The sequence below is a fragment of the Streptosporangium sp. NPDC051022 genome (genome assembly GCF_040683035.1).
Taxonomy (GTDB): domain Bacteria; phylum Actinomycetota; class Actinomycetes; order Streptosporangiales; family Streptosporangiaceae; genus Streptosporangium.
The window spans coordinates 287,678-308,139 of the sequence record NZ_JBFBCF010000007.1; the positions used below are offsets into that span (position 1 = coordinate 287,678).

The 20,462-nt window shown below is 72.3% G+C and carries 16 protein-coding genes and 1 pseudogene; 5 read left to right on the top strand and 12 right to left on the bottom strand.

Features of this window, described 5'->3' with window-relative positions; all coding sequences use genetic code 11:
* Nucleotides 1-5 precede the first annotated feature (5 nt).
* Nucleotides 6-473 (top strand): annotated as a pseudogene (locus AB0N02_RS15785) (MauE/DoxX family redox-associated membrane protein); the annotation flags it as partial.
* A gap of 114 nt (nt 474-587) precedes the next feature.
* Here the strand turns inward: AB0N02_RS15785 and AB0N02_RS15790 are convergent.
* The 3 genes from AB0N02_RS15790 to AB0N02_RS15800 form a co-directional block, all read right to left on the bottom strand.
* Nucleotides 588-1,631, bottom strand: a complete 1,044-nt coding sequence (locus AB0N02_RS15790; protein WP_363946344.1) for a methyltransferase — start codon at nt 1,629-1,631, stop codon at nt 588-590.
* Between the two features lie 72 nt (nt 1,632-1,703).
* Nucleotides 1,704-6,011, bottom strand: coding sequence for an amino acid adenylation domain-containing protein (locus tag AB0N02_RS15795; RefSeq protein ID WP_363946346.1), 4,308 nt, complete (start codon nt 6,009-6,011; stop codon nt 1,704-1,706).
* Complete coding sequence (locus AB0N02_RS15800) at nt 6,008-7,489, bottom strand: phosphopantetheine-binding protein (RefSeq protein ID WP_363946347.1); 1,482 nt, start codon at nt 7,487-7,489, stop codon at nt 6,008-6,010. Before AB0N02_RS15800 ends, AB0N02_RS15795 begins: the two co-directional genes overlap by 4 nt.
* Nucleotides 7,490-7,658: 169 nt before the next feature.
* Here AB0N02_RS15800 and AB0N02_RS15805 point away from each other — a divergent pair, with 169 nt between their 5' ends.
* Complete coding sequence (locus AB0N02_RS15805; protein ID WP_363946349.1) at nt 7,659-9,167, top strand: glycoside hydrolase family 3 N-terminal domain-containing protein; 1,509 nt, start codon at nt 7,659-7,661, stop codon at nt 9,165-9,167.
* Between the two features lie 11 nt (nt 9,168-9,178).
* Here AB0N02_RS15805 and AB0N02_RS15810 read toward each other — a convergent pair whose 3' ends face one another.
* The 3 genes from AB0N02_RS15810 to AB0N02_RS15820 all read right to left on the bottom strand — a co-directional run bounded on the left by AB0N02_RS15810 (nt 9,179) and on the right by AB0N02_RS15820 (nt 12,562).
* On the bottom strand, nt 9,179-9,880 hold the full coding sequence (locus AB0N02_RS15810; protein WP_363946350.1) for a PIG-L family deacetylase: 702 nt from the start codon (nt 9,878-9,880) through the stop codon (nt 9,179-9,181).
* Nucleotides 9,880-11,214 (bottom strand): hypothetical protein, encoded by a 1,335-nt coding sequence (locus tag AB0N02_RS15815; RefSeq protein ID WP_363946351.1) that lies wholly within the window; start codon nt 11,212-11,214, stop codon nt 9,880-9,882. The genes AB0N02_RS15810 and AB0N02_RS15815 overlap by 1 nt, the downstream gene beginning before the upstream one ends.
* A 169-nt stretch (nt 11,215-11,383) precedes the next feature.
* Nucleotides 11,384-12,562 (bottom strand): ROK family transcriptional regulator, encoded by a 1,179-nt coding sequence (locus AB0N02_RS15820; RefSeq protein ID WP_363946353.1) that lies wholly within the window; start codon nt 12,560-12,562, stop codon nt 11,384-11,386.
* A gap of 311 nt (nt 12,563-12,873) precedes the next feature.
* Here AB0N02_RS15820 and AB0N02_RS15825 point away from each other — a divergent pair, with 311 nt between their 5' ends.
* The 3 genes from AB0N02_RS15825 to AB0N02_RS15835 are packed head-to-tail and all read left to right on the top strand — an operon-like array spanning nt 12,874 to nt 15,821.
* Entirely contained in the window at nt 12,874-14,550 is a 1,677-nt protein-coding gene (locus AB0N02_RS15825; protein ID WP_363946354.1) for a condensation domain-containing protein, read from the top strand.
* Nucleotides 14,551-14,570: 20 nt separating this feature from the next.
* Nucleotides 14,571-15,020 (top strand): Rrf2 family transcriptional regulator, encoded by a 450-nt coding sequence (locus AB0N02_RS15830; protein ID WP_363946355.1) that lies wholly within the window; start codon nt 14,571-14,573, stop codon nt 15,018-15,020.
* A 9-nt stretch (nt 15,021-15,029) separates the two neighbouring features.
* Nucleotides 15,030-15,821, top strand: coding sequence for a DNA-formamidopyrimidine glycosylase family protein (locus AB0N02_RS15835; RefSeq protein WP_363946357.1), 792 nt, complete (start codon nt 15,030-15,032; stop codon nt 15,819-15,821).
* Here AB0N02_RS15835 and AB0N02_RS15840 read toward each other — a convergent pair.
* The 6 genes from AB0N02_RS15840 to AB0N02_RS15865 form a co-directional block, all read right to left on the bottom strand.
* Nucleotides 15,818-16,177: a helix-turn-helix transcriptional regulator gene (locus AB0N02_RS15840; RefSeq protein WP_363946359.1), complete on the bottom strand. Its 360-nt coding sequence runs from the start codon at nt 16,175-16,177 to the stop codon at nt 15,818-15,820. The two genes, AB0N02_RS15835 and AB0N02_RS15840, sit on opposite strands and share 4 nt — an antisense overlap.
* Before the next feature lie 207 nt (nt 16,178-16,384).
* On the bottom strand, nt 16,385-16,888 hold the full coding sequence (locus AB0N02_RS15845; protein WP_363946361.1) for a nicotinamide-nucleotide amidohydrolase family protein: 504 nt from the start codon (nt 16,886-16,888) through the stop codon (nt 16,385-16,387).
* Complete coding sequence (gene pgsA / locus AB0N02_RS15850; protein WP_363946363.1) at nt 16,885-17,490, bottom strand: CDP-diacylglycerol--glycerol-3-phosphate 3-phosphatidyltransferase; 606 nt, start codon at nt 17,488-17,490, stop codon at nt 16,885-16,887. Before pgsA ends, AB0N02_RS15845 begins: the two co-directional genes overlap by 4 nt.
* Before the next feature lie 25 nt (nt 17,491-17,515).
* On the bottom strand, nt 17,516-18,925 hold the full coding sequence (rimO, locus tag AB0N02_RS15855) for a 30S ribosomal protein S12 methylthiotransferase RimO (protein ID WP_363946365.1): 1,410 nt from the start codon (nt 18,923-18,925) through the stop codon (nt 17,516-17,518).
* A 69-nt stretch (nt 18,926-18,994) separates the two neighbouring features.
* Nucleotides 18,995-19,744, bottom strand: a complete 750-nt coding sequence (locus AB0N02_RS15860; RefSeq protein ID WP_363946367.1) for a RodZ domain-containing protein — start codon at nt 19,742-19,744, stop codon at nt 18,995-18,997.
* 82 nt (nt 19,745-19,826) lie between these two features.
* Nucleotides 19,827-20,462, bottom strand: a 636-nt coding sequence (locus AB0N02_RS15865) for a DNA translocase FtsK (RefSeq protein ID WP_363946369.1), incomplete at its 5' end; no start/stop codon positions are given.

Sequence of the window (20,462 nt, forward strand, 5' to 3'; positions counted from 1 at the left end):
AGAGGATGTCAATCCTGTGGCGCGGCCTCCCGCCGCGGCAAGATCTGCCGCCCGCCGGGCGGCCCGAACATGGACTACGGCTGCGGGCTCTGCTAGTCGGCGTGCCGTACGTCGTCCTCGCCTGTGGCGCGCTCCTGGCGGTGGTGTTCGGTGTCTCGGCGGCGGGCAAGCTGAGGAGCGGGGCGGCCTTCGCCGCCTTCACCGGCTCTCTCGTGCGGCTGCGGCCACTGCCCGGGGCATGGGCGAAGGCCGCGGCCACGCTGGTCGTCACGGCGGAGGGTCTCGTCCCGCCGTCGCTGGCGTTCCCCGCCACCAGGACCGCGGGTTTCGGTCTCGCCGCGGGGCTCCTGGCCGCGTTCTGCGCGGTCATCGAGCTGAGTGTGCGACGCGGGGCGAACGCGCCCTGCAGGTGCTTCGGCGTGTCCTCTTCCCCCCTGGGCCGCAGACACCTGATCCGCAACTCCGTACCGCTGGCCGCCGCGGTCAGGGAGAGCCGTGGGACGGCCCCGGTCACCGGGCGGTCGAGGAATCCAGGGAATCCGGGGGACCGCCCTCGGCCTCGGCCCCGGCGGTCAGGATCCGGCGCGTCACCGCTCCTCCCCCTGCGGGAGCCGGGCGATGAGCAGTTCGTCGGGGCCGCCGAGGCGTCGCCGCTCGATCCGGCCGAACCCGGCGTCGGTCAGCCAGCCGGCCACGTCGGCGAAGCCGTGCAGACGGCCGCCCCGGGTGACGGAGAGGTTGAGGCTGAAGGCCCGCAGGAACGCCTCGGCCACCGGGGACGTCTCCTCGGGCAGGTCGGCGAACGTCTCCAGGACCAGTACCGTGCCGCCGGGCCGCAGCGCGGCGGCGACCCTGGCGAGCAGCGCGCGGTTGCCCGGCTCGTCGAACCCGTGGCAGAGGTTGAACAGCAGCGCCGTGTCGTAGCCGGTGCCGAGGTCGGCCACGGTCACGTCGCCGGGGATCGTGGTGACGCGCCCGGCCAGCCCGGCCTCCTCGATCCTGGCCCGGCCGTCCTCCAGCCCCGCGGGCAGGTCCACGATCGTCGCGGTGAGCCGGGAGTGGACCTGGCAGAAGGCGACGCTGTGGCGGGCGTGGCCGCCGCCGACGTCGAGCAGCCGCTCTCCCGGGTCCGGCGCGGTCTCGGCGATGACCGGGGCCAGGCCCGCGGCGATCCCGTTCAGCATGGTCTGGAAGTCGCGCAGCGCCCTCGGCCGGCTCTCCAGCCACGCGTGGAAGTCGGTCCGGGGCCTGCCGGTCCTGACGGACTCCTCCAGGCCGTCCCAGAGCTCGCCCAGCAGGTCCTGCCAGAAGGACAGCGCGGGGGCGTAGCTCCAGGGGGTGCGCGGATCCAGCGAGCCCGCCGTCATGGGGCTGTTGGCGTAGACCTGACCCGGCGCCCGGTTGAGATAGCCGAGGGAGACGAGCGCGTCCAGCAGCACGGGCAGCGTCCCCGCGTGGGTGTCCGTCCTGGCCGCCAGCTCGGCCACGGGCAGCGGCCCCTCCAGGAGGGTCTTGAAGATGCCCAGCCGCTGGGCGGCCCCGGCCGCGCGGAACGCCATCGCCCCGATCAGGTCGAGATGCGGTCCGGGCGCCTGGTAGCGGAGTTCCTCAGGGTCGAGATAGAGCGGCATCGCTGTCTCCTTGCGCGGCCCGTGCGGCGTCGTGAGGTGCGGCGTCGTGAGGTGTCGTGAGGTGCGGTGCCGTCACGCACGGCCGCCTCCGGCGAGCACGCCCGCGCCGACGTAGTGGCCGAGGTAGCGGCCGAGCAGCTCGGCGTCGGCCGGCGGGCAGACCAGCCCCGCGCGGGCGAGCGTCTCCTCGGTGGCCGAGCAGTCGAAGGACGGCCCGGGCTGCGTGCCGTACTCGGCGATGAAGGCCGGGTAGACGGCGATCGGCAGGTCGTCGCCGACGGCGATGCGGTCGCGGACCAGCCTGCGCCACTCGTCGCCCGGCGTGAGCCGTACCGGGAAGCCGTGCTCGCCAAGGCCCTGGGCCAGTACGGCGGAGCGCAGCGCCCGGGGGTTGTGGTGGTGGAAGTCGCCGACGGCGCCGCTCACCGCCAGGTGGACGATCGCCGAGGCCACGTGGTCGACCGGCGCCATGTCGAGCCGCTCCCCGTCGGGCACGGAGCCCAGGCGCGCGCAGGTCTCGACGAGTCTGCCGAGGAAGTCGCCCGGCAGCGCCCGGCCCGTGCGGCTGTCGGCGGAGATCCTGGCGGGGCGGTGGATCGCGACCGGCAGCCCGGTACCGCGGGCCGCGTCGGCCAGCCGGTCGGCGACCCATTTGCTCTGGTCGTGGCCGAGGTGGAGCAGGTCCGGGTCGGGCAGCGGGTCCCCCTCCCTGACCGTGCGCTCGCCGGGGGTCAGATACACGCCGAGGGTGGAGACCAGGTGGACCGGGGTGGTGATCCGCCCGCCGGACGCCAGCCGCAGGATCTCCAGGACGCCGTCCACGTTGACCGCCCGCAGCCGCCGGTACGGCAGCGCGAGGTCGGCCAGGGCCCCGCTGTGCACGATGAGGTCGACCGAGTCGGCCAGTTCGGCGAAGCGCCCGTCCGGCAGGCCCAGCCAGGGGGCGCCGAGCTCCCCGGCCTCGGGGACGATCCGCCAGGCGAACCAGTCGTCCCACAGGCCGTACCGTTCGAGGTTGGCGCGCAGCCGGTCGGCGGGCTCGTCTCCCCTGACCAGGCAGTGGACGGTCGCGTCCGTGGTGTAGAGCAGCTCGGCCAGCAGGTGGGCGCCGAGGAAGCCGGTCGCGCCGGTGAGCAGCACCCGCTCCGGCGGCCCCTGGGGAACGGGCGCGCCGGTGCAGGCGATGTCGTCGGGCAGGACGGCCTCGGCGCGCAGGTCGAGGGCCTCGACGGGCCTGCCGCCGACCAGCTCGGCCAGCTCGGCCAGGTCCGTCGCGGCGAAGACCTCGGCCATCGGGACCGTGACCCCCAGATCGGCGGCGATCCTGGTGACGACCTGCGGCATCAGCAGCGAGTGGCCGCCCAGGGCGAAGAAGTTGTCCCCGCGCCCCGGGGCCGTGCCGAGGACCCCGGCCCAGATGTCGGCGAGTGCCCGCTCGACGCCCTCCCGCGGCGGCTCGTACGGCGCGGCCCCGGCGTCCGCTGTGAGCACTGTGGGCGCGGGCAGCGCCCGGAGGTCGACCTCGCCGTGCAGGGTGAGCGGCAGCGCGTCGAGCATGACGGCCATCCCGGGGATCATGTGGCCGGGAAGCCTGTCCGCCAGGAAGGCGCGCAGCCCGGCGGTGGTGAGCGGCCCGCCGACGAGGTAGGCGACGAGGCGCCGGTCGTCGGCGACGACGACGGCCTCGCGGATCCCGGGGTGGGTCAGGCAGGCCGCCTCGACCTCGGCGGGCTCGATCCGGTTGCCGTGGATCCTCACCTGCCGGTCGGTCCGGCCGAGGAACTCCAGGTTCCCGTCGGGCCGCCGCCTGGCCAGGTCTCCGGTGGCGTACATCCTGGCGCCGGCGCGCGGCGAGAACGGGTCGGGCAGGAAGCGCTCGGCGGTCCGCCCGGGGCGGCCCAGATAGCCGTGGGCCAGGCACTCGCCGCCGATGTGCACCTCGCCGGGCACGCCCGTCGGGGCCGGGTTGCCGTGGCGGTCGAGCACGTAGACGCGGGTGTGCGGGAGCGCGGGCCCGATCGGCAGGTGGGCGGCCGTCTCCGGCCCGGTGCCCAGTTCGGCGCCCAGTTCGGCGCCGTCGACCGAGCGGTAGGAGGCGGCGCAGACGGTCGCCTCCGTCGGGCCGTAGTGGTTGTGGAGGGCCACCCGCCCCCCGGTGAGCCGGGCCCAGGTCCGCAGGTGCTCGACCGGGACGTTCTCGCCGCCCACCATCATCGTGGTGAGCGGCCCGCGGACCCGGGTGCCCGCCGCCTCCAGGTCCGCGACCCACTGCTGCCACAGCGCGGAGGCGGTGCCGACCATGGTGATCGACTGCCTGGCGCACAGGTCCACGAGCGCCGGTCCGGTCAGCGAGGCGGGCTCGGGGTGCAGCACCAGGGCGGCGCCGCTGATCAGCGCGGGGAAGACGTCTCCCGCCGAGGCGTCGAAGCCGAGCGGCGAGACCGTGAGCACCCGCTCCCCCGGGCCGAACCCGTGCAGGTCCCGGAAGGACCTGGCCAGGTGGGCCAGGGTCCGGTGACCGACCACGACCCCCTCGGGCCGTCCGGTGGAGCCGGAGGTGTAGATCACGTAGGCGGCGTGGTCGGGGTGCCTGACGGCGGCCCCGGGGACCGCCACCGGCTCCGCCGACCAGCGGGCGAGGTCGGCGCGCGTCACGATCGGCCCGGTGAATCCGGCGAAGGCGGCCTCCTCGGCGATCGCCACGGCCGCGCCGGAGTCGGCCAGCAGGTAGGCCAGCCGTTCGGCGGGCTGCGCCGGATCCAGCGGCACGTAGGCCGCGCCCGCCTTCAGGACGCCCAGCAGCGCCACGATCGCCTCGGGGCCCGTGGCCAGCGCGAGCGCGACCCGCGCGTCCGTCCGGGAGCCGTTCTCCGGGCGCGGTGACCGCGCCCGCAGCCCCGCCAGCAGCAGGCGCAGCCGGGTGGCGACGGCGGTCGCGGCCCGGTCGAGCTCGCCGTAGGTGAGCACCGCGCCGGGGGTGACGACGGCCGGGGCGTCCGGCGTGCGGGCCGCCTGCCGGGCGACCAAGTGGTCCAGGAGCAGTGCCCCCGACTCCCAGGCGAGGTCCTCGGGGGGTTCGCCGAGCACGGCCGCGCGCTCGGCCTCGGGCAGGATCTCCAGCTCGGACAGGCGTCGGCCCGGGTCTGCGACGACCGACCCGAGCAGCGTCTCGAACCGGGCCGCCATCCGCTCCACGGTCGGCCGGTCGAACAGGGCCGTGCTGTAGTCGAACATGAGCTGCAGGTGCGTGGGGTAGACGACCACGTTCAGCGACAGGTCGAACTTGGCCGAGATCAGGCCGGAGACCACGGGCTCGGTGCGCAGGCCCGCCAGTTCGAGCGATCCGGCCTCGGGGTTGCCCAGCGCCAGCATCGTCTGGAACAGCGGGGTCCTGGCCGGGTCCCTGTCGATCCGCAGCTCGCCGACCACCCGCTCGAACGGCACGGCGGCGTGGGCGTACATGGTGAAGGCGCGCCGCCGTACCCGTTTGAGCAGTTCGTCGAAGGTCGGGTCGCCACCGAGGTCGGCGCGGAGCGCCAGGGTGTTGACGAAGATGCCGAAGACCGACTCGAACTCCTCGTCGTCGCGCCCGGCGACGGGGGTGCCGACGCAGAAGTCCTCCTGCCCGCTGTGGCGGGACAGCAGGACCTGGTAGGCGGCCAGGATCACCATGAACGGGGTACACCGCCGGGCCCTGGCCAGCTCGGTGACCCGCCACCACAGGTCGAAGGGGACGCGGTGGATCACCAGGTCGCCGTCGGACGTCCGTACGGCGGGCCGCGGCCGGTCGGTCGGCAGTTCCAGCACCGGTACGCCGTCGAGCTCCCTCGCCGGGCCCGCGACGTCGGCCGCTCGTTCCCGCTGCCCGCGCACGTGGTCGCCGTACTGCCGCGCGGGCGGCGGGAGCGGCGAGGCACGTCCGGAGGCGAAGGCGGTGTACAGCGCGGCCAGTTCGGTGAACAGGATCTGCTCGATCGACCAGGCGTCCCCGGCGATGTGGTGCACGACCAGCAGGAAGACGTACTGGTCCGGCCCGGTGCGCAGCAGGGTCGCGCGCAGCAGGGGCCCGGCCGCCAGGTCGAAGGCCCGGTTGCTCCGCTCGGCGACGAGCTCGTCGAGCCGCTCGGCGGCCGGATCGAGGTGCTCGATCACCACGGGCCCGGGGTCGAGGACCTTGGCCACCGGGGCACCCGCGACCTCGGGGAAAACGGTACGCAGCGCCTCGTGCCTGGCCACGATCTCGCTCAGCGCCCGTTCCAGGGCACCGGCGTCGAGCGGGCCGGTCAGCCGCTCGCAGACGACCATGTTGTACGCCCCGTCTCCCGGGGTGAGCCGGTCGAGGAACCACAGGCGCTCCTGCGCGGGGGAGAGCGCGCTCACGTGTGCTCTCCACGCAGCCGCGTGACCTCCTCGGCCATGCCGGCGATGGTGGGATTGTCGAAGAAGACGTCGAGGGAGACCTCGACGCCGAGCCTGCGCCGGGCCCTGGCGATGATCTGCGTGATGGTCAGCGAGTGGCCGCCGAGGTCGTAGAGGTCCTCGTCGGGTTTGATGTCGTCGACGCGGAGGACCTCCTGCCAGATCTCACGCACCTGCGCGATCACCTGGCCCTCCTGGTCCGTCCACTCCAGGTGCTCCGGCCCCTGGCCGGGATCCGGGATCTGGGCGGGGGCCGGAGAGAACAGTTCGCTCACTGGGGGCTCCTCGTATGGGAAGTTGGGGACCCGCGCGAACAGGTCGGCGACCTTCGCGCGGGGCTCGGCTGCGATCGCGCGCAGCAGGGTGCGCAGGTGTCCCGCCACGAGGACCACGTCGTCGTGGCCGATGGCGAGGGGGCTGAAGCGGAGGCCGAGGGTGAGACTCCCGTCCCCGTCCACGGCCTCGAGGTGCAGCACGCCGCGGGCGGCGCCGTTGAAGACCGTCCACTCCACCCCGGCGCGGACCCCGGGGAAGTACGGCACCGCCGCCCTCCTGCGGTAGCCGAGAACGACGGGACGGCCGGTGGTCTCGGGTGGCACGTGCCGGTACCGGTACAGCTCGCGAAGCTCGGTCCTGACCGTGCGCAGATAGACGGGGAAGGTCTCGTCGGAGCCGGGGCAGGCGGCGAACGGCACCTCGGCGACGAACGACCCGATGTGGTCCCTGGTCAGGTCCGTGCGGGTGCCGAGGGCGAGGGCGAGCGGCGAGCCGGTGCTGCCGTATCCGCGCAGCAGCACGCCGACCACGGCCACGAGCAGCTCGAACCTGGTCGCGCCGAGGGTCGTCGCGGCGGTCGCGAACGCCTCGAACTCGGCTCCGGCGAGCACCGTCTCGACGAACCCCCCGGGGCCGAAGCCGTGGAAGGTGGCACGCAGGCCGGGCAGGACGAGCCCGGGGACGGCGTTCCCCCGCTCCCGCCAGAACGCCCGTGCCCCACCGTCCCCGGTTCCGTCGCCGCCGCCTTCGCCGGTGCCGGTGGGGGGCCGGTGGTGCTCGCCGTACGGCACGGCGGGCGCGGGCAGCGCGGCGCGCGAGAAGTACGCGTCGGCCAGGTCGCGGATCAGGACGTCCTTGGAGCACGCGTCGAACACCCTGCCGTGCGCCGCGAAGATCAGCCTGTTGCGGTCCCGGCCCAGCGTGACCAGCGTGAACCGGGCGAGCGGGCCGTGCTCCAGGTCGAAGGGACGGGCGACCTCCTCCTCGGCGACCCCCGCGTAGCGCTCGGGGCACGACTCGACCCTGTCCACCCGGACCGGGCCGAGTACGGGGTGCCGGTCGGCGACGGCGTCACAGGCGCGCAGCAGCGCCGGAACGTCGAGGGGACCGTTGAGGTGGAGCACCAGCGGGATCCCCCGCCGGGCGAAAAAGGTGTGCGACATCCTGTCCGTCTCCCTCGTGGGTGACTTCTCTTCGGGCAGGCGACAGGGGGCGTGAAACGCCCCGACACAATTTATTAGTAAAGTTTACTGTCTATTTACGCAACCCGAATGCTACACATGTGGTACGTCTGAAACAAGCGACAGATGGTGACCGAGCTGGAGGCATTTGATGAGCGTTCGCGGGGGCCTGAGTGGCGCGAGCCCCGAGCTGGCCGGGCTTGCCGACGCCGTGCTGCAACCGGGGTTCGTGGGGACCGAGGTGCCCGACTGGCTGCGCAGACGGCTCGCGGAGGGGCTCGGCGGCGTCGCGCTCTACTCCCGGAATCTCGTGGACAACGCGCAGATCAGGGCGCTGACCGCCGCCCTGCGGGCAGAGAACCCCGACGTGGTGATCGCCACCGACGAGGAGGGCGGGGACGTCACCCGCCTGGAGGCGCTCACCGGCAGTTCCCGCCCCGGCAACCTCGCGCTCGGCGCGGTCGACGATCCCGAGCTGACCGAGCGGGTGGCGCGCGGGATCGGGGCGGACATGGCGCGGGCGGGCATCACCCTCAACTACGCCCCCGTGATCGACGTCAACTCCGACCTGGACAATCCCGTCGTCGGCACCCGCGCCTTCGGCTCCGACCCCTGGCTGGTCGCCCGGCACGCCGCCGCGTGGGTCACCGGCCTGCAGTCCGCCGGGGTCGCCGCCTGCGCCAAGCACTTCCCCGGCCACGGCGCCACCGCCGTCGACTCCCACAACGACCTGCCGACGGTCTCCTACTCCGCCGAGGAGCTCGCCGCGACCACGCTTCCGCCGTACCGCGCGGCCATCGAGGCCGGGGTCCGGGCGGTGATGACCGGTCACCTGCTCGTCCCCGCCTACGACCCCGACTCCCCCGCCACGATGAGCGCCCGCCTCCTGGTCGGCCTCCTGCGCGAGGAACTCGGCTTCGACGGGCTGATCGTGACCGACGCCGTGGAGATGCCCTCGGTCTCCGAGCGGTACGGCGTGACCGGCGCGGCCGTGCGCGCCCTGGCCGCCGGGGCGGACGCGATCTGCGTGGGCGGCGAGCGCAAGGGCGCGGGCGTGGTCGGGTTCATGCGCAACGCCATCATGGCCGCCGTGCTCGACGGGACGCTGCCCGAGGAGCGGCTGGCCGACGCCGCCGCCCGGGTGCGCCGCCTGGCCGCGTGGTCGGCCGAGCAGCGCCAGGTGACGTGGGCGACGAACCTGCCCGGTCTCGACTCCTCGGGGCTCGCGGCGGCCAGGCGGGCGCTGCGGATCCACGGCGACGGACTTCCGCTGGCCTCGGCGCCCCAGGTGATCGAGTTCGTCTCCGAGACCAACATCGCCATCGACCGGGTCACCCCCTGGGGCGTCGCCGCGCCGCTGGCCGCGCTGCTCCCCGGCACCGAGGCGGTACGGCTCGGCGCCGACGACCCGCTCCCCGCCCCGGTGGACGGGCGCCCGCTGGTGATCGTGGTGCGGGACGCCCACCGGCACGCCTGGGTCTCGGCCCGGCTCGGCGCCCTGCTGGAGCGCAGGCCCGACGCGGTCGTGGTGGAGATGGGCCTGCCCGGCCCCGCGACGCCCGGCGGCACGCACATCACCACCCACGGCGCGACGACCGTGTCCGGCCAGGCCGTGGCCGAACTACTGGCCGGCCACGCCATGACCCCCGCCCCCGCCTAGGCGTACTCCGCTCACTCCTCGACAACCCACACCAGCTCGTGTTGAAGCGGCCCCGGCAGCGCGGCGAACTCCCCGTAGTCGCAGGCGATCGGCGCGAGCTGGGAGGCGTAGGCCAGCACGGCACGCCGTTTGAGCGCCCACTCCTCCTCCTGGAGCCGGATCCGCACCTCGGGGCGGATCCGGCACCGTTCGGCGAGCGCCCGCACCGGCGGCCTGGCGGCCAGGACCTCCGCCGCCGAGTCGCCTCCCCACTCGCGGACGACCGAGGCGTAGGGCAGGTCGGCGTAGACCCAGGGCTCGGTCACGGCCACCTTCCGCAGCACGTCCAGCGCCTGGTCGCGGACCGCCTCGTGGTCGGCGTTGCCGATGCCCATCGGGACCAGCACACGCGTCTCCCGTGTGACGTGCTCGCTGAGGAAGTCCTCCAGTCCCCGCAGCCGCAGCGTCGCGGCGGGGGCGTCGGGATACTCCAGCACCACCTGGTCGACGCCGAGGATCTCGCACGCCCTGGCGTCCTCGGCGCGCCGTTCCCGCACCGTCTCCTCTGCGGAGACGAACCCGCACAGCCGGTCCCAGGCCGACGGCTGCTCCCCCGCCGCGCCGCCCAGCACCGTGACGATCACCGCGGGCCCCTCGCTCCTGGCGAGCAACCCGGCCACGGACAGGACCGCGTCGTCGAAGTGCGGTGAGACCACGATCGTGCGCCAGCTCATCACATGTCCCCGTTCACGGTCGGTGCGGCGTTCTCGCCCCACGTGGAGTTCCTGGTCAGCACGAGGCCGCGGCTGCCTCGCTTGCGCAGATAGGCCAGCCCGTCGCAGACGAACTCCAGCGTGGGCGGGGCCAGCTCGACGCGTTCGGCCACGTGCCAGGTCGACTGCTCCCGGAGCCAGGGCCAGACCAGGTCGTTGAGCCGCCCGGTCTCCAGCGCGAGGAGGATCAGATCGGTCGGCAGGGCGTCGAGGAGCGTCAGGTCCTGGTCGTAGTAGAGCATCTCGATCAGCAGGTAGGCCGCGGCCGGGCGGGCCCGGTGGGCGGCCAGCTCCTCCAGGCTGTCGGAGCAGATCTCGACTCCGGGGGAGGTCAGCGGTGCCGTACCGGAACCCGCGGCCCCGCTCCCGACCCCGCTCCCGACCCTGTCCCCGATCTCCGCCCCGTTCCCGTTTCCGGTCTCGTTCCCGGTCTCGTTCCCGGTCTCGGCCCCGTTCCCGGTCTCCGGAGCGACCGGCGCCGGTCGGGCCTGTCCGGCCAGCCTGGCCCGGAAGGCGGCGTTCGGCTCGGTGGCCTGGAGCGCGTAGCCCTTGTCCGCCAGCCTGCGGGTCAGCTCGCCCTCGCAGGCCCCGACCTCCACGATCGGCCCGTCGCCGGGAGAGATCCGCCTGGCGACCCACGCCGCGGTGGCGTCCAGCCGGTCGGCCTCGTAGGCCGACCGGCCGAACTCCCAGGGGTCCTCGGCCACGGCCGCGTCGGCGCCCAGGCTGGAGATGAGCGCGTACAGCCGGTTCGCCCGGGCGGCGTCCGCGGTGAAGAAGCGCTCGACCACCGGCACCCGGTCCGTGGTGACGAGCCGGTCGGGCACCCGGCTGCGCAGCAGCTCCCCGGCGTGCCGGTTGATGAAGTCGGTCTTGGCCTCGGCCTCGGCCCCGGTGAGCGCGACCGCCTCGCCGGGAACCGTCTGCAGGAACAGGTTGTCGCCGACCGAGTACGTCACGGCCACGGTCGCGACCGCCCGGGAGACGGTCCAGCCGAACCTGGCCCGGCGGATGCGGTGGTCGGCCGGAGAGTGGGTCCAGATCTCGGCGGGCGATCCGCCCAGCCAGGCCGCCACCCGCTCCGGTCCGGGCAGCGCCTCGGTGTTGCCCCCGGCCCGCACGAACGGCGCGAGCAGTTCGAGGCGTTCCCGCAGCGACAGGCCCCCGGGAAGGAGCACCCGCTCTCCCCGCTGACCGATGACGACCACGACGTCCTGATCGGCGTGGCGCCTCAGTACGGATACGAATTCGAGGGCGACGTCCTCGGCGTGCAGCACGGCGATAACAGCCGTCATGTGTCCCCCGCTTCCCGATCACGGAAAGATGTCATTTCCATGACATTTCCGCGCCAGCATAGACGATCTTCCCCGCCCCGCAAGGGGTGCCGGGAAAGATCGTCCGCGCTGTCGGGACACCGGGCGGAACCGTCCGCTATACGGACATGACGGGACCGCTCCATTGGGATTAGGAGGCGAAGATCTCCTCACGCGCCTGGTCCAGCGCGGCGATAACGGCCCCGCGCAATACCGGGTTTCCGGCCACCTGACTGGACACCACCTGCGGGCGCACCGGGCAGATCCGGGCGACCGCCTCCTCGATCCTGGAGGTGAGCAGGTCTCCGCCCGCCTGGTTGACCTCTCCGGCGAGCACCACGAGCCCGGGGTCGAGCACGACGCACACCGACGCCACGCCCAGCGCCAGCCGCGCGGCGATCTCGTTCAGCAGCGGTTCGCCCCGCTCCCCCGCCTGGACGGCGGCCGCCACGCACTCGGCCGCGTTCTCGCCCGCGAACCCGTAGGTCCCGGCGAGCTCGGTCACGGCCTCGGCGCTGACCAGCGACTGCAGACCACCGGCGAGCGAGGGCAGCCGTCCGGGCACCGCGCGGATGTCCTCGGCCAGCGGTACGCCGGGCACCGGCAGGTAGCCGATCTCGCCCGCGCTGCCGGACAGGCCGCGGTGCAGCCTGCCGCCGAGCACGACACCGAGGCCGATGCCCCGGCCGACCCAGAGCAGCACGAAGTCGTCCGCGCCCCGCGCCGCGCCGCGGGCGCGCTCCGCGACGGCGACGAGGTTCACGTCGTTCTCGATCCTGACGTCGCGCCGCAGGTCACGGGCGAGCGCCTCGTGGATGCCCTCGTGCCAGCCGGGCAGGTCGAAGGAGAACCGCACGTCTCCGGTCCGGGGATCGACGACACCGGGGGTACCGATCACGACCGCCCGCAGCTTGGAGAGGGCGACCTTGGCCGAACGGCACGCCTTGACGACGGCGCTGTGCACGAGGGCGACCGGATCGTCGTGCCCGTTCGGCGCGACCATCACCTCGGCCACGATCTCCCCGTGGATATCGGCGATGGCGGTGCTGACGAATTCCGGGCCGACATCCAGACCGGCCACATAGGCGGAGGAGGGAATGATCCCATAAAGCGCGGCATTGGGTCCTCTGCCGCCGGCCTGTTCGCCGGCCACCTCGACCAGACCGCGCTCCTCCAGGCGAGCGAGCGTCTGTGACGCCGTCACCTTGGAAAGGCCGGTGAGCTCCCCGATCTGGCCCCGCGTCAGCGGTCCCGAATCAAGCAACAGCTCCAGGGCGGCCCTGTCGTTGATCTCCCGCAGTAGCCTGGGCACGCCAGGACGTCGCTCCATACGCATGCTCTCTTGTTCGCCGTTTCCCCGCACATTTACATTCAGGTAAGAATAGCGGTTCTATTCATTAATAAAGCTTCCTGATAGTTTAGCCCCGCACCGGCCCGCCGGGAGGCCAGGACGGCGTCCTCCATCGCATCCCCCCTCTCCACAGCCCTGCCCCGACCTCGTGCTCTTCACCCTCACAGCGCGGGATCGCCGTGAAATCAGGGCTTGCGACGCCCCGCCGTCGCGTGGAACACTCCGGGAAACGGAATGGTAAAGATTCTTTTCAGTAAGCCTCTTGCGGCGTGTGCGAGGCAGGTCTCGACATGGAAACCGTCATCAAGATCACAGCCCGCTACTCGGGGCGGCCGGCCCGGCAGGGCCCCGTCACGATGGGGCAGGCGAACATGGCGCGTTGCGTACTCCGCGACCCGCCGCTGCACATGAACTTCCGTGACACCGGGCACCTGCCCCGCGGCACGACCCTCACCGCCGTCGCCGAGGCGGTCGGGCTGCTGCTGTGCCGGCACGAGAGCCTCAGGACCACGATCCGCTCCGGCACCCAGATCGTGTCCGGCTCGGGCACGCTGCCCATCGAGGTGCACCTCACCGAGGGCCCCCTGGACGAGCAGGGCCTGGACGAGTTCACCGAGGAGATCGGGCTGCGGATACAGGGCGTCCGGTTCGACGTGGAGAACGAGCTCCCCATCCGGGTCGCCGTGGTCACCGAGGGAGAGATGCCACGCCGGGTGCTGTTCGTCCTGCCCCACACCTCGGTGGACGAGGTCGGCCTGGCCACCGTCATGCGCGACTGGGAGCGGCTGATCCGCGGCGAACCCCTGCCCGAACCGTGTCCCACGCAGCCGCTGGAGCTGGCGCTCACCGAGAGCGCCCCGCCCGCCCGGCTGCGCACCGCGGCGGCCCTGCGGCACTGGGGAACCCAGCTCGCGCGGGTACCGCAGTCGATGTTCGCCGTCGACGAGGCCGCCGATCCCGAGGCGCTCCGCCCGCGGCTCAGGGTCCGCTCCGTTGTGGCGGGCGAGGCGCTGGGCGCCGTCGCGAGCCGTACCGGGGCCAGCCGGTCCGTCGTCACGCTCGCCGCGCTGGGGACGCTGATCGGTGCGCGGACCGCCCAGCGGACCTGCGTGATCGCCTCGCTGACGAGCAACCGGATCCGGCCCGAGCTGCGCGACTACGTCGGCCCGCTGGCCCAGGACGCGCTGATCGCCACCGACCTCGACGCCCCCACCTTCGACGAGACGGTCCGCCGCTTCCGCACCGCCTCCCTCTCCGGATACCAGCACAGCCGCTTCGACTCGACCGCCCTCTGGGAGCTCATCGAGAGCGTCAACGCCCAGCGGGGGGTCAACTTCGCGCGCGACTGCGTCTTCAGCGACATGAGCGGGGTCGCGCTGGCCGAGCGGGAGGCACCGCCGTCCGGCGACATCGAGTGCCGCTGGCTGCCCGAGGCCTCCTTCCCCGCCCATCTGGCGCTGTGGACCAACCGGCTCGACGACGAGGTCGACCTGACGTTCTGGATCGACCCCCGGGTCATGTCACGGACCGAGGCGGAGAGCTTCGGAACCGGTCTCGTCAAGCTGCTGATCGCGGCCGCCGACCGGACGATTCCGCTGGCGGACGTCCCGGAGGTCACCGGAATCACGCCGATGTGGTATGGCTCCGGCTGGATCCACACCGACGCCTGCTGGGTGAATCTGGAGGCCGTCGACCGGCTGGTCGGCGAGGCCGTCGCCGGGCGGCCGCACCGCGTGATCCACGACGCCGACGGCCTCCTGACCTGCCACGTCACCGCCGGGACGCCGGAGGAGATCCATGCCGCCTGCCTGGCTCTGCTGCCGGGCCGCACCTCCGCCGTCGCACCGCACCGCTACGTGATCCACCGCCCGGCGCCCGGCGACGCCTGGTTGGACGCCCCTGTCGTCGCCCACGGCCACGGACGCGACTTCGGGTTTTCCGGGACCTCGCGTGTAAGCAGTCAATAGCAGGCGGGATAATCGATTACATGCGTCTATCCGCTCGTGTCGACTATGCCCTACGTGCCGCCGCCGAACTCGCCGCCGCGGGTGACGGACCTACCACGGTGGGTGAGCTGGCCAAAGAGCAGGACATGCCGCCCAAGTACCTGGAGAACATCCTCCTGCAGATGCGACGGGCCGGCCTGGTCAGGGGGCAGCGCGGCCCCGAGGGCGGCTACGTGCTGGCCCGCCCCGCCGCCGAGATCACCCTGGCCGACGTGATCCGCGCCGTGGACGGCCCGCTGGCCAACGTGCGGGGCGAGCGTCCCGAGCACGTCGGCTACCGGGGGCCCGCCGAGGCGCTGCAGCAGGTCTGGATCGCGCTGCGGGCCAGCGAGCGGGCGATCCTGGAGGAGGTCACGCTCGACAGCGTGGCCACGGGCGCGCTGCCCGAGCGGGTCCGCCAGCTCGCCGCCGACCCCTCCGCGTGGGACTGACCCCGCCCCATGCCCGAGGGTGACGTCGTCTACCGCACCGCGAGACGACTCGGCCGGGCGCTCGACGGCCGGATCCTCACCCGGTCCGACTTCCGGGTGCCCCGCTACGCCACGGCCGACCTGAGGGGCCGGGCCGTGCTGGAGACCGTCTCACGCGGCAAGCATCTGCTCACCCGGATCGACGGCGGCCTGACCGTGCACACCCATCTGCTGATGGAGGGAAGCCGGCGGATCGCACCCGCCGGGCACGGGCTTCCCCCGGGAGACGTCGTCCGCCTGCTACTGGCCAACGCCGAGTGGCAGGCGGCCGGAGTACGGCTCGGCATGGTCGATCTGGTCCCGACCGGCGAGGAGGAACGGCTCGTCGGACACCTCGGACCCGACCTGCTCGGGACCGACTGGGATCAGCGGGAGGCCGTGCGACGGCTGGCGGCCCACCCCGGGACGACGATCGGGGAGGCGCTGCTCGACCAGCGCAACGTGGCGGGAATCGGCACCGTCTACCGAGCCGAGACGCTGTTCCTCGCGGGAACGTGGCCGTGGCGGCGAGTGGAGGAGGTCGAGGACCTGGAAAGGATCGTGGGAATCGCGCAGCGGTTACTGCGCGCCAACGGCGAGCGCCCGAACAGGGTGACGACCGGCGACACGACCCCGGGCCGGGACACGTGGGTCTACGGCAGAGCGGGACGGCCTTGCCTCCGCTGCGGGAGCCGGATCAGTCGTGGCGAGATGGGAACACGGCCACAGGAGCGGCTGATCGTCTGGTACCGTCGCTGCCAGCCTGAGCGAGCGGCCGGTTAGGCGGCTACCATGTCGTTGACCTCGGGGAAAACGGAATCCGGAATGGTGCCGGGCACGGTCTCGGCGATCGGCAGACGCTCCCTCTCCGGGACGTCGCCCGCGAGCACCGGGGCATGCTGAAGCTCGGCCAGTGCGAACTGGTCGGAGACCTCACGCAGCACCTGTGAGAGCGGCACCCCCAGAGCACCGCAAATCGATGCGAGCAATTCCGAGGACGCCTCCTTCTGGCCACGCTCCACCTCGGACAGATATCCGAGGGAAACACGAGCCAGTGTGGACACCTCACGCAAGGTGCGGCTCTGCCGCACCCGCAGCCGCCGCAGCACGTCACCGAGCAGCTGACGCAGCAGGACCATCTGTCGCTCCCTCCCCGGCGCGGGCGTCTTCATGACACCCCGCGCGATCGGTTCGTGCCGCCCGTTCTTCGAACGCGACCCTTCGTACATACTCCTCGCCGTCATCATCGCTTGACCTTTACCTCACTCACAGCTCCACCGTACCTGTATCCACCAGCGGTGCGGCAGACCGTGGTGAGCATGTTCGCTGGGGACGTAACGCGGTAATCACCCGGAATGTTCCCCCAAGTTCGACTCCAGCACACCTAAAAGCAGGTCTATGGCCTCATTGACTGTCGATTGGCGAATTTCCTCACGCGTGCCAGAGAGATGTAGGTCTCGGTGCCATACCCGGCCATCGGGCCCGCTAACAGCCAGATGCACAGTACCCACCGGTTTGCCGTCCTGGGGGTTGGGACCGGCCACACCGGTCGCGGCCAGGCCGTATGTGGATCCCGTGAGCCTGCGGACCCCGGTCGCCATCGCCGCGGCGACCCCCGGGTGCACGGCCCCCTCGCGCTCCAGCAGGTCGGCGGGAACGCCCAGCAGGTGCCGCTTCAGCTCGGTCGCGTAGGACAGAACCCCCCCGACGAAGGCGGCCGACGCCCCGGAGGGGCCGGTGAGCGCCGCGCCGATCAGCCCGGCGGTCAGCGACTCGGCGACCGAGACCGTCTCCCCCCGGCGGACGAGCAGGGAGAGCACGCTGGTCGCGGCGAGCAGGCGGTGGCTCATCGGGCCCGCGCCCGCTTCGCCACCTGCCGCAGCTTGACCGCGCGGATCACGTAGTCGAGCCCGGTCCCAACCGTCACGACGACCGCGGAGCCCATGACGGCCCAGCGGATCAGCACCGGGACCCCGGGCCACATGAAGAAGACGATCGCGGTGACCTGCAGGACGGTCTTGACCTTGCCGCCGTAACTGGCGGGGATGACGCCGTGCCTGATGACCGCGAAGCGCAGCAGGGTGACGCCCGCCTCCCTGCCGAGGATCACGACGGTGACCCACCACGGCAGCTCGTCCAGGACCGACAGGCTGATCAGCGCCGCACCGGTCAGCGCCTTGTCGGCGATCGGGTCGGCGATCTTCCCGAAATCGGTGACCAGGCCGTAGCGGCGGGCCAGCTCACCGTCGAGCAGGTCGGTGAGCGAGGCCACCAGGAAGACCACCAGCGCGGTGACCCGCCAGCCGGTACCCGGCACGAACAGGCAGACCGCGAAGAGAGGAACCAACGCCAGCCGTATCACCGTCACGACGTTGGCGATGTTCCACGCGCTCACCGTGGGGCGCGTGGTCGCCGACGCCGGATCGGTGCCGGTCTCTGGCGTGTTGGTCATACGCTCTCCTGACCCGGAGGCGCACTCATGGGGCGGCCTTGATCCGGGCGATCAGGTCGACCCCTTCGGAGTCGACCACGACGGCCCTGACGATCTGCCCGGGAACCAGGCCGATGCCCTGGACCGTGACGGAGCCGTCGACCTCGGGGCCCTGGTGGGCCGCCCGTCCCTCGTAGCCGCCGTCGCCGAGGTCCTCCTCGATGAGGACGTCGACCTCGGTGCCGATCCGCTCCTCGGCCCGCTGGGCCATGAGCTCCTCGGCCAGCTCGGTGAGCGCGGCCACGCGGGCGTCGACGGTCTCCTGGTCCAGCTTCCCGGGAAGCGACGCCGCCTCGGTGCCCTCCTCGTCGGAATAGCCGAAAACGCCGATCACGTCGAGCCTGGCCTCCTCCAGGAAGGCGACCAGCTCGCCGAACTCCTCCTCCGTCTCGCCGGGGAAGCCCACGATGAAGTTGGAGCGCACACCGGCCTCGGGAGCGCCGGCCCTGATCGTCTCCAGCAGGTCGAGGAAGCGCCGGGGGTCGCCGAAGCGGCGCATCCGCCGCAGCACCGAACCACTGGCGTGCTGGAAGGACAGGTCGAAGTAGGAGGCCACCCCCTCGGTCGAGGCGATCATCTCCAGCAGGCCCGGACGGAGCTCGGCCGGCTGCAGGTAGCTGACCCGCACCCGCTCGATGCCCTCGACCTCGGCCAGGGAGGGCAGCAGCTTCTCCAGCGCCCGCAGGTCGCCCAGGTCCTTGCCGTAGGAGGTGGAGTTCTCGCTGACCAGCACGAGCTCCTTGACCCCCTGCCCGGCCAGCCAGGCGGCCTCGCCGAGAAGGTCGGCGGGCTCGCGCGAGACGTAGGCGCCGCGGAAGGCCGGGATCGCGCAGAACGTGCAGCGCCGGTCGCAGCCGGAGGCGAGCTTCAGCGAGGCGACCGGGCCGTCCCCCAGGCGCTTGCGCAGCGGCCGGGGGCCGCTGGCCGGAGCCAGGCCCTCGGGCAGCTCGCCGTGGCCGGGGATGTTGGTCTTGGGGGCCGCGGCGCGCTCGACCGGCGAGATCGGCAGCAGGGTCCTGCGGTCGCGCGGACTGTGCGGGACGAGCGGCCTGCCCGCCAGCACGTCGTCCAGGCGCGTGCCGATCTGGGTGTAGTCGTCGAAGGAGATGACGGCCGCCGCCTCGGGCAGGGCCTCGGCGAGCTGGTCGCCGTATCGCTCGGCCATGCAGCCCGCGGCGACCACCTTGGCCCCGGAGTCGGCCGCGGCCAGCAGCGTGTCGATGGAGTCCTTTTTCGCTGAGTCGATGAAGCCGCAGGTGTTGACGACGATGACATCGGGGTCGTCGTCGCCCACCTGCCAGCCGGCAGCCTCAAGACGCGCGGCGAGCTCCTCGGAGTCGACCTCGTTACGCGCGCAGCCCAGCGTGATCAGCGATGCGGTTCGGCGGGATGACATGGTGAACACTACGGTATCGGGAGTTGGCCACCGCCGATGCACCTCCCCCGTTCCCGGGCCCTCGCCGGCTCATCTCGGTTCGGACGCCGGAACCCCGTAGAAACGGTTGAGGACCTGCCCGCGGCGACCGGGGGTCCCGAGGTTCTTCCCGTTGACCTGCAGCGAGACGGCTCCCCCGTCGCTGAAGGTCACCTTCATTCCCTTGTCGGCCCGCCACACGGAGGTTTTACCGGCCTCCAAAGTGCCCGAGAAGAGCTTTTTGCCGTTCATGTCCTTCACATCGAGCCAGGAGGAGCGCTTCGCCTTGACCTGAAGGATCACCAGGTCGTTCACCTTGCCCGCGGCCATCGACGCCGGTTTGCGCGGCCCCTCGGGCGCCCCGAGGGGCGCGGAAGGCGACGGCAGGCCGGGACGCACGTCCGCCGTGGGGGTCTCCCCCCCACCGCCCATGGCCCTGACGACCGCGAACACCACGACGATGGCGAGCGCGACCACCATGGCCATCGTCCAGTTGGGCGAACGGCTCTCCCGGATCTTGATGGGCGTGTCCGCCTGGAACACGCTGGCCGCCCTGACCGGCAGTGGCACGCCGCCGTGCGACTCGTCGTACTCGTGCACGACGGTCTCGGGATCGAGCCCGACCGCCTTGGCGATGTTCCTGACGTGACCCCGGGCGTAGAAGTCCCCTCCACACTGGGAGAAGTCGTCCCGCTCGATCGCGTGGATCAGCGCCTCGCGAATGCGCGTGTGCGCGCTCAGCTCCGCCACGGTCAGTCCCGCCGACCGGCGCGCCTCCGCCAAACTGCTGCCAATGCTCATGCCGCACGCCCCCAAAGCCCCCGACGCTGCGTAGTGGGTACTATTCAACCAGTAATCGGATGCGCGTCGTACGGCGGGGGCGTCATTGGCCGCGCAGGTCCGCCAGAAGGCCGGGAAGCTCGTCGGGCTTGACCATCACCTCACGCGCCTTCGACCCCTCGCTCGGCCCGACGACGTTCCTGCTCTCCAGCAGGTCCATCAGGCGTCCCGCCTTGGCGAAGCCGACCCGCAGCTTGCGCTGGAGCATCGAGGTCGAGCCGAACTGGGTGGTCACGATCAGCTCGGCCGCCTGGACGAGCAGGTCGAGGTCGTCGCCGATCTCCTCGTCGATCTCCTTCTTGGCGCTCGCGGACGCGGCCACGTCCTCGCGGTACTCGACCTGCATCTGCGCCTTGCAGTGCGCGACGACCTCCGCGATCTCCTTCTCCGAGACGAACGCGTTCTGCAGCCGCATGGGCTTGCTCGCGCCCATCGGCAGGAACAGCGCGTCACCCTGGCCGACCAGCTTCTCGGCGCCCGGCTGGTCCAGGATGACGCGGCTGTCGGCGAGGCTGGAGGTGGCGAAGGCGAGCCGGGAGGGCACGTTGGCCTTGATCAGACCGGTGACCACGTCCACGCTGGGGCGCTGGGTGGCGATCACCAGGTGGATGCCCGCGGCGCGGGCGAGCTGGGTGATGCGGACGATGGAGTCCTCGACGTCACGCGGGGCGACCATCAT

Bases quoted from the DNA above. Each gene is read 5' to 3' on its own strand.
- AB0N02_RS15845 (WP_363946361.1), bottom strand. From the start codon at position 16,888: ATGAGCCACCGCCTGCTCGCCGCGACCAGCGTGCTCTCCCTGCTCGTC.
- AB0N02_RS15830 (WP_363946355.1), top strand. From the start codon at position 14,571: ATGCGTCTATCCGCTCGTGTCGACTATGCCCTACGTGCCGCCGCCGAA.
- AB0N02_RS15790 (WP_363946344.1), bottom strand. From the start codon at position 1,631: ATGCCGCTCTATCTCGACCCTGAGGAACTCCGCTACCAGGCGCCCGGA.
- AB0N02_RS15835 (WP_363946357.1), top strand. From the start codon at position 15,030: ATGCCCGAGGGTGACGTCGTCTACCGCACCGCGAGACGACTCGGCCGG.
- AB0N02_RS15810 (WP_363946350.1), bottom strand. From the start codon at position 9,880: ATGAGCTGGCGCACGATCGTGGTCTCACCGCACTTCGACGACGCGGTC.
- AB0N02_RS15840 (WP_363946359.1), bottom strand. From the start codon at position 16,177: ATGGTCCTGCTGCGTCAGCTGCTCGGTGACGTGCTGCGGCGGCTGCGG.
- AB0N02_RS15815 (WP_363946351.1), bottom strand. From the start codon at position 11,214: ATGACGGCTGTTATCGCCGTGCTGCACGCCGAGGACGTCGCCCTCGAA.
- rimO (WP_363946365.1), bottom strand. From the start codon at position 18,925: ATGTCATCCCGCCGAACCGCATCGCTGATCACGCTGGGCTGCGCGCGT.
- AB0N02_RS15860 (WP_363946367.1), bottom strand. From the start codon at position 19,744: ATGAGCATTGGCAGCAGTTTGGCGGAGGCGCGCCGGTCGGCGGGACTG.
- AB0N02_RS15800 (WP_363946347.1), bottom strand. From the start codon at position 7,489: ATGTCGCACACCTTTTTCGCCCGGCGGGGGATCCCGCTGGTGCTCCAC.
- AB0N02_RS15805 (WP_363946349.1), top strand. From the start codon at position 7,659: ATGAGCGTTCGCGGGGGCCTGAGTGGCGCGAGCCCCGAGCTGGCCGGG.
- pgsA (WP_363946363.1), bottom strand. From the start codon at position 17,490: ATGACCAACACGCCAGAGACCGGCACCGATCCGGCGTCGGCGACCACG.
- AB0N02_RS15825 (WP_363946354.1), top strand. From the start codon at position 12,874: ATGGAAACCGTCATCAAGATCACAGCCCGCTACTCGGGGCGGCCGGCC.
- AB0N02_RS15820 (WP_363946353.1), bottom strand. From the start codon at position 12,562: ATGGAGCGACGTCCTGGCGTGCCCAGGCTACTGCGGGAGATCAACGAC.